Source organism: Prevotella sp. C0026C3 (assembly GCF_056590795.1).
The window spans coordinates 1-9,981 of the sequence record NZ_JBWPWW010000033.1; the positions used below are offsets into that span (position 1 = coordinate 1).

Here is a 9,981-nt window from a genome sequence, read left to right on the forward strand (position 1 = left end):
GAAGTATGGGAGTAGAAAGCAGAAAATGGCATAAAACTCATATCTGACTGAAATACAGCGGATATTGCTTGTTTCTTCTTAGGGTTGCATCATAGGAAACAGGCAGAAAAGGGAGCGAAAAGGAGGGAGTTCAGTTACCAAATCGTTCGAAAAACGATGAAAGGAAAAGGACGGCTGAAAGTGGTAACTAAAACGGAGTTTTCTCTTTCATTATCAATGTTTTGCATCGTTCAAAGTTCCTCAAAGAAGTGTAATTTTGCAAGTAAAAAACAATGGAAAAAGAAAAATTCAAGCTGCTTTTCTACCTCAAGAGAGGTACGCAGGACAAAAACGGAAAAAGTCCCATCATGGGACGCATCAGCGCAGGACGCTCTATGGTACAGTTCAGTTGCAAATGCTCGTGTACTCCTCGTTTGTGGGACAGTCGCAAAAACCGACTGCTGGGCAAGAGTGCCGAAGCCGTATCGGTAAACAAGGAACTTGACCGCCTTCAGGTGAGCATACACAAGGTTTATGAGTCTCTTTCGGGTAAATCCGATGCTCCCATCACGGCAGAGCGAGTACGGGAGCTTGTATTCGGACTGAACAGTGAGTCACAAGGACTGCTGCATCATACAGACGAGTATATCGACCGCTTCCGTGAGCGTGTGGGCATAGACCGCAGCGAACGCAGACTAAAATGCCTGTTGCTCTTTCACAAGCATCTGGCAAACTTCGTCAGGTATCGCTACCGTGTGGAGGATATTCCCGTGCAGAAAGCCGACATCGCCTTTATCAAAGACTTGGAGGACTACTTCGCCAAAGAAAAGGGATTCAAGCTCAACACTTCGGCTGGCTATCTCTCCATGCTGGCTTCCTTGCTCAAAGACCTGCATAAACGGCACATCATTGACACCTATCCCTTCATCAACCATTCCATTCGTTGGGAAGTGGGTACTCCACGTTACATCACAAGGGAGGAGGTAGGTCTTATCGCAGCCTTGGGAGAAGATAAATTGCAAGGCTATGAAAAAGTGTCGAGGGATATGTTCCTTTTCTCCTGCCTGACGGGGCTTTCCTATACCGACGTGTATCACTTGACGGAGCAGCACGTCTTTCACGAAGCGGGAATGACTTGGATACGCAAGCCGAGAATAAAGACGGGCAACGTGTGCCACATCCCCCTACTTCCCGAAGCCACTGCCATTATCGAGCGTTATCGGGGCATTCACACGAGGGCTTTCCGACACGAACCGCCCAAGGGGTATCTGCTGCCCATACCCGGATGCGACACGGTAAACATACACCTCAAAAAGATAGCACGGCTTTGCGGTATTCAGAAAACGCTGACCTATCACATGGCACGGCATACCTTCGCATCTCAGATGACACTGTCGGAGGGCGTGTCCATTGAGAGCGTTTCCAAAATGCTCGGACACAGTCAAATCAAAACCACGCAAGTGTATGCGGAGACATCTCCCGAGCGTGTCTTTCTGGACATAGAGAAAATACTTCCACAACTCGCACATTATCAACTGACCAACTAAAACCGCAGAACAATGAAAAGTACATTTGCCATACTATTCTACATAGATAGAAGCAAGACCAATGAAGACGGACTATGCGTAATCCGTTGCCGTATCACCTGTAATGGAACGTCCTCATCGTTTTCCACGCAGTTGCAAACTTCCCCCGACGAGTGGCTTGCCCGAAAAGGGTGCATCAAGGCGACAACAGGTAATTCAAGCGGCATCAATCTGCAACTGAACTCAATAGAAGAGTGCTTGCATTCACTCTATGAACGTACATTAAGGGAAGAAAACTATATCACGGCGGAATACCTCAAGGAGCGTTATATGCAGCAAAGTCGCCCCATGCCAACACTTACGGAGCTATATCAATCCGTTTGTGAATACAAGGAGGAATTGCAGGGCAGAACATTAAGCAAGGCAACTGTCAGGGCTTTTAAGGACAGCTACAAGAGTTTTGTTCATTTCCTGCAAGTAAGGGACAGGGCAGACTGTATGCCCACAGAGGTGGACAAGACTTTGCTTGAGGACTATCGCCTTTTTATGCTTCGGGACTTGGGAAACAAGGAAAGCAGTGTCGGCAACCGCCTACGCCACTTGCATCAGGTCATTCGCAAGGCATTGCAGGAGCGATACGTTCGTGAAGACCCTTTTGAACTCATAGACATAGAAACGCCTACCTACGAGCGCAATGCACTTACGGCGGACGACCTGCAAAAACTCTTGGCTTACCGTCCGCACCGCTCGACAGATAACCATTGCAGACTTATTTTCCTCTTGGGATGTTTCACGGGGCTGGCATTCTCAGACTTAAAGAAACTCCGAATGGACGATGTTTATACATTCGGGGATGGGCGTAGGTACATATCGCTCTGTCGAACAAAGACACAGAACAGAAGTATTGTCCCGTTGCTGCCCGTTGCCGAGAAAATACTCGCCATTGTGAGCCACGGACGAAGGGAGGGGCTTTTCTTTCGAGAGTTTCCCAGCAACAGTAATTTCAATAGAACTATTCAGGAGATATGTATTAAGGCAGGACTGCCACCGCATACTCAAGCGACCTCGCACACCGCACGGCACACCTTTGCCACGACCATCTGTCTGGAGAACGGACTTCCGATAGAGACGGTGAGCAAGATGCTGGGGCATCGCTTCATCTCCACGACCGAGATTTATGCACGGGTGACCAAGAGCAAGATTGCCAAGGAAATGCAACCCCTGATGGGTAGTGAGCATACAAGGGTACTGCGTAAAGCCTTACGGCTGTGTCCGTCAAGAACACCGAAAAAGTCAAGTCCCATAATTGGGATGTAACAGCCGTAATGAATGATTCAAAAAAAAGAAGTCCAACTTTTTAACAAGAAAAACAATGAAACAGAAGAACAAAAAGGAACTTTCCTACTTCCGATTGAAGTTAAGAAGTTACATGAGTGAGCATCACCCCGAAAAGTTGCAAGATACGGAGTTTATCACTGCACGGGCAGATATGGCTCTCACAGTTTACTGCGATGCTGTAGCACAAGGCTTTACACACATTGAAGCGGAGAGCATGGCAAGCGAGGCATTGTATCAAGGCTTGCACTTTTCCAAGTACGATACGCTTATATCCGTGTTGGAAAACGAGTTTGAAAGGGAACTTCCTGCACCGCTCCCAGAGAAACTCGTACCTATACTGTTGTCGAACAAGGCTGTTCAAGCCACATTCGACAAGTTCGGTTTGACGGACACATTGGCTTCTGACGAGCAATACGGCCGTCTTTACACCGAACTGACAGGCACGATAGTGCTGCTCATCGAGAGCAACAATCTGCCAACGGTCAGACTGACGGAGGAAGCAAGCCTGAAGGCGTTGTAGGCAAAGGCGGCGCACGCAAAGTTCCTGATGCCGTTTCTTATCGTGCAAAGGTACAACGGCAGCCTGTCTGCCCTGACAAGGTCGAGTCCTGCGGATGGAGAGAAGAATCTCCACCGCAGGATTTCTCTGTTTCAAGGTGGTATTGCCATTTTCTATATCCATGCGGTCGTATTCATCTCTCCCAACCTTGCAGGGCTGGGCTGCCGTAGAGAGTATAGGCACGACAAGAATACGGCATACTCAGGCTCTTTGGACGCAAGGCGTAACAACTAACAACAGATAGGACTGACGATAATACGGACAATCTATTGTTTGTACAATTTGTTGTCATGACTATCTGTTGTCAAAACTATATATCGTCAAAATAATCTATCGATAAAACTATCTATCGACACTTCGACATCTCGATTTGTCGAACTATCGAATTATCGATAAAACAACAAGATAATAAAAGGAACGAGCCGGCACCTCATCTCATTACCGCAATAACACAGACGGATTTCCTTTGTTTTTCTATTGCTTTCTCTCTATTTCCCTGCTTATCCTCATTTCTTGCAGTGGTGCTTCCGAGGGGTTACTTTTGCACCCGAGAAGTACGGCAATGGACTGCATAACAGTTTGTTTGCTGAGTAACAATAAAGTAATCAAAACAAAATTAAGGCAATGAAACTCATTATCATCGACCGCAAAGCGTGGGAGCGACATCGCTCCGAATTTGCAGACTTTATCCATCGTGTGGAAAAACTCATCGGTAATCCTCCCAAGACCGAGCAATGGCTCGACAACGAAGCCGTGTGCAAGCGTTTAGGCATCAGCAAGCGTACCCTACAATCATACCGAGATACGGGCAAAATCCCTTTCTCCATGATTGGACATAAGTGTTATTACAAACAGACCGACATCTGTGAAATGCTGAATGCAGTCAAGGATTGAAATCAAAGAATGAATGAATTATGGCAGAGAATGAAATCATTACGCGGGAAGACCCTCAGATGCAGTTGTTTTCACAACTGATGGAAGGCACTTTGAAGAAGTTGGAGCGGTATTGCTCTACCGCCCGTCCGATGCTGAATGGTGAGGTTTACCTTTCGGGTGAGGAGGTTTGCAGCCAATTACGGCTCAGCACACGCACGCTCCAAGAGTACAGAAACTCAGGAACGCTTCCTTTCTACAAAATCGGAGGGAAGATACTCTACAAGCAGAGCGACATACAAGCCATGCTTGAAAAACACTATAACCCGATACCCAAGAAATTATGGCAAGAATAGATGAAAAAAGGAAACAACGCTTGGAACAAGCCATTAGAGATATGGGAAATTATGGCGTTAAGCTCCGCAAGCCCGAAGAGTTACCCGATTTTGACCAGCCCTTCGATTATGAAGAGGAAAAGAGAAGGTTTGAGCCTGTTGATAAAGTTGAGGAACAAAATGACAAGGAGAGTAACAAGGATTTTTCTCAACCGTCCTATCAAGAAACAGCGTTGTCGCCAACAGAAAGGGCTACTTCTACCGAAGAATTTCATCAAAGAATGGGAAAAACAAAGGACAGAAAGCAATTATCCGAGTTTCAGGGGAAATATCTCCAGCCCTTTCGCAACAGCCACCGCAAAGCCGTGTATGTATCAGAGGAAACCCAACGAAAGTTAGACTTCGTGGTGCGGAGAATCGGTGAGCATGGAGCGAGCGTTTCGGGATATGTCGAACAGGTACTGCGGGAACACCTCGACCAATACAAGGAAGATGTGGAAAGATGGAGGAAACTCTGAATTACTGCATTCCTCGAATGCAAGCCTACGCCGAGTTACTGTATTCAATGAATGCAGTAACACAGCAGGGGCTTATAATCCCATTTTCTACATCAGCAAGGTGTGTCTTTGTACCACAAATTGCCATTTGTACCACAAAGACCCTTGCCCCGAAAGGGGATTAAATCACTCCAAAGTCGTGATTAGAAAGCAATGAAGAAGCAAAAACAAAAGAAGCCAGACGGCAGATGTGCCACCTGCCCACGATGGGACAGATGGCACATCAGAATACCTAATTCCGAAGACCAGCAGAAACTTATCAGACTCTATCGCAAGTCGGGAGCAAAGACAAAGAGCGACTTTGTCCGAGCAAGGCTTCTTGGTGAATCTTTTAAGGTCATCACCCAAGACCCTGCAAAAGAACCTTACTTGGAGAAACTCTCAGAAATCGTTGCCTTGGCTCATAAGATAGGAGTTCTGTACAACGAAGTCGTGAAAGTCCTCAATACTTATCATTCTGTTGCCACTGCTCAACAACTGCTCGGCAAACTCGAAACCTATTCCCAAATTCTCATCAGACTACAACAGCAAGCAGTACAACTGACAAAATCCTTTGGGAGTAGAGAAGAATGAATGCTGATAAATCATAACACCCATACTCGTATCGTACCGCGAATGTCCAATCCCTCTTTGGATGATACAAAAGGGTCACTTTGAACGATTACATAGGACCAGTTTCAACGATTTTTCCACTCTGCCCTAATACTTTATCTTTTGGAAAGTACATTGATAATCAGATAATTATTTCAATAACTCCCGATTTGGAGTATTACCCCACATTTATTATTTTTTTATTTTGACAATTCCCGATTTGGGGCATTACCATGACCATTAACAAACACAAAGTCTGTATAATCCCCTATAACTAACGTATCTTTTGAAATTTTCCGTATTTTGTAATCAACATATGGATAGAGCTTTTCCACAGGATGTGGAAGTTTCCAATAAATAAAAACTCGCATGCCATCAACATCAAACACTTTAGGGAATAAAATGTCCTGTTGGGAAGTAAATTCTTCATCTCCTTTCTTATTATAAGCTGAATTCAACTTGCAAATGCAACAGAATTCTGATTAATAATTTGTTTAAATTTTTCGTTTGGCGTGAGGTATCCAAGTCTTTTACGAGGTCGATTATTGAGTTTATTTTCAATCCACTTAATCTGTTTGTTGGTTACTTCACTAAAGTCCTTACCCTTTGGGATATACTGCCTGATAAGCCCGTTGGTGTTTTCATTGGCACCACGTTCCCATGAGTGGTATGGTTTGCAAAAATAGAATTTTATTTCCAATTTTTGCGCAATTTCCTCGTGCTTTGCAAACTCCTTTCCATTGTCAGCCGTAATTGTGTGTATTAAGTTTTTCACTTTCCGCAGTGCCCATACTGCAATCTTAGCTACCGGGATGGCTTCTTTTCCCGACAACTTGCGTATCCAGACCCTGCTTGTTGCTCTGTCGTTAATGGTAAGAATGGCACCTTTGTGGTTCTTACCAATAATTGTATCTATCTCTAAATCACCAAATCTCTCCTTCAGTTCCACTATCTCGGGACGCTCATCAATATCCACCCTGCCTGGGATAAATCCTCGCCCTGCATTTTTAGAACCACGTTTGGCATACCTGCGACCTTGTCTGCGAAGATATTTGTGCAGTTTGCCACCCCGCCGCTTATCCTCCCAAATCCAGCGATATATCGTTTCGTGAGATACCATCGCAATTCCCTCCAAGCGGCTCCTGCCGACAATCTGCTCCGGGCTGAATCCTTTCTTCAACAGCTTTATTATCCGTTTTCTCATTGCCGGTGTAAGCACTTCCTTGCGATGTTTTTGCTGCTTGCGCCTGTCTGCTTTTCGCTGGGCAAGCTCCATGCTATAGCTACCACTTCGGGCGTCGCAATTGCGCTTTATCTCCCTGTAAACAGTGCTTTTATCTACTCCGATAGCTTCCGCTATTGCTTTTTTGCTCATCGGTATTTGCAACATCATAGAAAATTGCATACCTTTGTTCCTCGGTTATATGTTTGCTCATCTGCAACTTTTTTTTCTTTGGACGGACAATTAAAGCAAAGATAGCAAACTTTATCCATTCAGAGTGAGAGAAAGGGGGACATTGTCTCTCTTTCCTCTCTGAAAAATAAATGTTTTTATTGCTTATTATCCGCACCCAAAAAGTTGCATTTATAAGTTGAACTCAAGAAGTATTCACCTGTAAGAAGTTACTAATGACAAAAAAGAAATTGCCCGTTCGTTTTACGGGTCAGCACTTTACTATTGATAAAGTGCTAATAAAAGATGCAATAAGACAAGCAAATATAAGTAATCAGGATACGGTTTTAGATATTGGGGCAGGCAAGGGGTTTCTTACTGTTCATTTATTAAAAATCGCCAACAATGTTGTTGCTATTGAAAACGACACAGCTTTGGTTGAACATTTACGAAAATTATTTTCTGATGCCCGAAATGTTCAAGTTGTCGGTTGTGATTTTAGGAATTTTGCAGTTCCGAAATTTCCTTTCAAAGTGGTGTCAAATATTCCTTATGGCATTACTTCCGATATTTTCAAAATCCTGATGTTTGAGAGTCTTGGAAATTTTCTGGGAGGTTCCATTATCCTTCAATTAGAACCTACACAAAAGTTATTTTCGAGGAAGCTTTACAATCCATATACCGTTTTCTATCATACTTTTTTTGATTTGAAACTTGTCTATGAGGTAGGTCCTGAAAGTTTCTTGCCACCGCCAACTGTCAAATCAGCCCTGTTAAACATTAAAAGAAAACACTTATTTTTTGATTTTAAGTTTAAAGCCAAATACTTAGCATTTATTTCCTGTCTGTTAGAGAAACCTGATTTATCTGTAAAAACAGCTTTAAAGTCGATTTTCAGGAAAAGTCAGGTCAGGTCAATTTCGGAAAAATTCGGTTTAAACCTTAATGCTCAAATTGTTTGTTTGTCTCCAAGTCAATGGTTAAACTGTTTTTTGGAAATGCTGGAAGTTGTCCCTGAAAAATTTCATCCTTCGTAGTTCAAAGTCGGGTGGTCTACATCAATGCCACTGTTTATCTTCCATTGCTTACCCTTATAATCCATTCTCAGGGTGAGTTCCTGCCCACATATAGATAGTGTGTTCTCATAACTTAGGCTATCTATGTATGGTCTATTCGGTATAGTATAGTCGTAAGTGTTGCTTGTGTTTCTATCCTCTTCGTGATGCAGTCCGTACCCTGTCTGCAATTTCAACTGTTTGCCAAAAGGATGGGTATATTGCAATGATATTCTGCTTTCGTTGCGCAGGGTGGGCAGTTGTTGGCAAAGATTGCGCAACAGTAGTGAATCTCCGCCCACAGCGTTGCGCAGGTGGTGGAATTTCGTCAGTGAAAGGCTGGTATTATTAGTTTCATTCGAGTTACCGCCAAGTGTCGCCTTCACGGTAAATGATGCCCCAGCCTTGCCAATCCGCCGTGTGAGGTCGGCAGATACATGGTAATTCTTTCCATTGCTTTTTGTGTTATTTCGCAGCGTTCCCGAGGTCAGCGTGTCCGCAGCCGTATTGCGCTCATATAGGTATGTTGTGTTGTCAGTCAGGTTGTCTGACCGTCCGAAGTTTCCATTTGCACTTATATTCAGCAAAGTCTTTTTGTCTATGTTATACTGCAGATTTATGTTTGCGGCATTACTGTGATTCTTGCTCAAGGAAAGCAGCATTGATTCCCGATATTTTGTTCCCGATGAAAGATATTGCTCATCATAGTCATGATTCTCGCTTCCATTGTGGAAGGCATTGAGTGAGAGGCTTGCATTGAGCGTAATTTTCTTACCAAATTTCTTCACGATATTGCCCGACAATATGTTTTGGAAATTGTTTCCCCCAATGTTCATATTACTAAGATTGTCAGAGCGCAAAGTCAGCGAGGTGTTTTCGCCATCGGCATTGAATAGATTGCCCTGTACCTCATCCCTGCGTCTGTCGCGATTGCCGTGTTCAGCCGTTAGTGTTCCTGTCAGGCTGCCATTGTAGGTAGATTTGGTCTTGATGTCCAGCACATAATTGTCGGCACCATCATCTACTCCCGTCATTTTCTCCAATGCGCTGAGCATGTCATACAGTTTCAGTAGTTCCACTGCATCGGTTGGCATATTCTCCAACGCTGCGATAATGTCGTTGCCCATAAAGGTCTCGCCATTGATGTTTACGCCGTTCAATGGCTTTCCTTTGAATGATAGTTGCCTGTTCGCCTTGTCGTATTCCATGCCCGGAATATTCCTGATTAAGTCTTCCAAGTTAGCACCTTTCCTTACTCGAAGGCAATCAGTATTGATAAACGTGGTGTCTTTTCTTATGGAAAACAATTTCCGCTGTCCAATAACTTGAACTTCATCGAGTTCTATCGTTTTATGTAATGAAGAAACATGTTTTCGAGTAGGGTATATAGTATCACCCACAACTAAATTCAAAATAGTAGCATTAGCAGTGGGAAACAGCAGAAGTAGAATGATGAAGATTAAAAGAATTCTTTTGATTATCATTTTGCAAAATTACCATTGTTCATAGATATATGCAATACCTTAAAATGGCGATTTTATAGAATTAGAAATGTCTAAGGTTGATTTTCATTGAAAAAACAACGTAAATACTTTGCTTATATGAATTATATCGCTATCTTTGCAACATCAAACAGAGAGTTCTTTGAGACTTTGCAGAATAAAGAAAGGGAAAGAAACTCGCTCGTTTCTTAGTCGTTCACCTTATCAGATTATATATTCTGCTTTTTATTAGTAATCAGTCGATTACATTCACCCCCATTACTTTTATGCGGA

11 protein-coding genes and 1 pseudogene are annotated in these 9,981 nt (G+C 43.5%); 9 read left to right on the forward strand and 3 right to left on the reverse strand.

Going from position 1 to position 9,981, the window contains the following annotated elements:
- Positions 1 to 272: 272 nt before the first annotated feature.
- The 8 genes from AC1EK4_RS11615 to AC1EK4_RS11650 all read left to right on the forward strand — a co-directional run bounded on the left by AC1EK4_RS11615 (position 273) and on the right by AC1EK4_RS11650 (position 5,740).
- Positions 273 to 1,526 (forward strand): site-specific integrase, encoded by a 1,254-nt coding sequence (locus AC1EK4_RS11615; protein ID WP_004359018.1) that lies wholly within the window; start codon positions 273 to 275, stop codon positions 1,524 to 1,526.
- Between the two features lie 12 nt (positions 1,527 to 1,538).
- Positions 1,539 to 2,822 (forward strand): site-specific integrase, encoded by a 1,284-nt coding sequence (locus AC1EK4_RS11620; protein WP_004378883.1) that lies wholly within the window; start codon positions 1,539 to 1,541, stop codon positions 2,820 to 2,822.
- 55 nt (positions 2,823 to 2,877) lie between these two features.
- A complete protein-coding gene (locus AC1EK4_RS11625; RefSeq protein WP_004359020.1) occupies positions 2,878 to 3,363 on the forward strand; it encodes a DUF1896 domain-containing protein in 486 nt (161 codons plus the stop codon).
- Positions 3,364 to 3,405: 42 nt separating this feature from the next.
- A complete protein-coding gene (locus AC1EK4_RS11630) occupies positions 3,406 to 3,636 on the forward strand; it encodes a hypothetical protein (RefSeq protein WP_147331687.1) in 231 nt (76 codons plus the stop codon).
- 390 nt (positions 3,637 to 4,026) lie between these two features.
- Positions 4,027 to 4,296, forward strand: a complete 270-nt coding sequence (locus tag AC1EK4_RS11635; RefSeq protein WP_004359021.1) for a helix-turn-helix domain-containing protein — start codon at positions 4,027 to 4,029, stop codon at positions 4,294 to 4,296.
- Between the two features lie 20 nt (positions 4,297 to 4,316).
- Positions 4,317 to 4,631, forward strand: a complete 315-nt coding sequence (locus tag AC1EK4_RS11640) for a helix-turn-helix domain-containing protein (protein WP_004359023.1) — start codon at positions 4,317 to 4,319, stop codon at positions 4,629 to 4,631.
- Entirely contained in the window at positions 4,619 to 5,128 is a 510-nt protein-coding gene (locus AC1EK4_RS11645; protein ID WP_004359024.1) for a DUF3408 domain-containing protein, read from the forward strand. The genes AC1EK4_RS11640 and AC1EK4_RS11645 overlap by 13 nt, the downstream gene beginning before the upstream one ends.
- Before the next feature lie 192 nt (positions 5,129 to 5,320).
- The gene (locus tag AC1EK4_RS11650; RefSeq protein ID WP_004359027.1) at positions 5,321 to 5,740 is read left to right on the forward strand and encodes a plasmid mobilization protein; all 420 of its coding nucleotides are present in this window, start codon (positions 5,321 to 5,323) and stop codon (positions 5,738 to 5,740) included.
- 218 nt (positions 5,741 to 5,958) lie between these two features.
- Here AC1EK4_RS11650 and AC1EK4_RS11655 read toward each other — a convergent pair whose 3' ends face one another.
- Positions 5,959 to 6,216 (reverse strand): hypothetical protein, encoded by a 258-nt coding sequence (locus AC1EK4_RS11655; RefSeq protein WP_004359029.1) that lies wholly within the window; start codon positions 6,214 to 6,216, stop codon positions 5,959 to 5,961.
- A pseudogene (locus tag AC1EK4_RS11660) lies at positions 6,213 to 7,194 on the reverse strand (IS30-like element IS4351 family transposase). The gene AC1EK4_RS11655 and the pseudogene AC1EK4_RS11660 overlap by 4 nt, the downstream one beginning before the upstream one ends.
- Positions 7,195 to 7,387: 193 nt before the next feature.
- Between AC1EK4_RS11660 and erm(F) the strand changes: the two are divergent.
- Complete coding sequence (erm(F), locus tag AC1EK4_RS11665; RefSeq protein ID WP_004359035.1) at positions 7,388 to 8,188, forward strand: 23S rRNA (adenine(2058)-N(6))-methyltransferase Erm(F); 801 nt, start codon at positions 7,388 to 7,390, stop codon at positions 8,186 to 8,188.
- Here the strand turns inward: erm(F) and AC1EK4_RS11670 are convergent.
- Positions 8,176 to 9,690 (reverse strand): TonB-dependent receptor, encoded by a 1,515-nt coding sequence (locus tag AC1EK4_RS11670; protein ID WP_004378882.1) that lies wholly within the window; start codon positions 9,688 to 9,690, stop codon positions 8,176 to 8,178. The genes erm(F) and AC1EK4_RS11670 overlap by 13 nt on opposite strands.
- Positions 9,691 to 9,981: the final 291 nt, after the last annotated feature.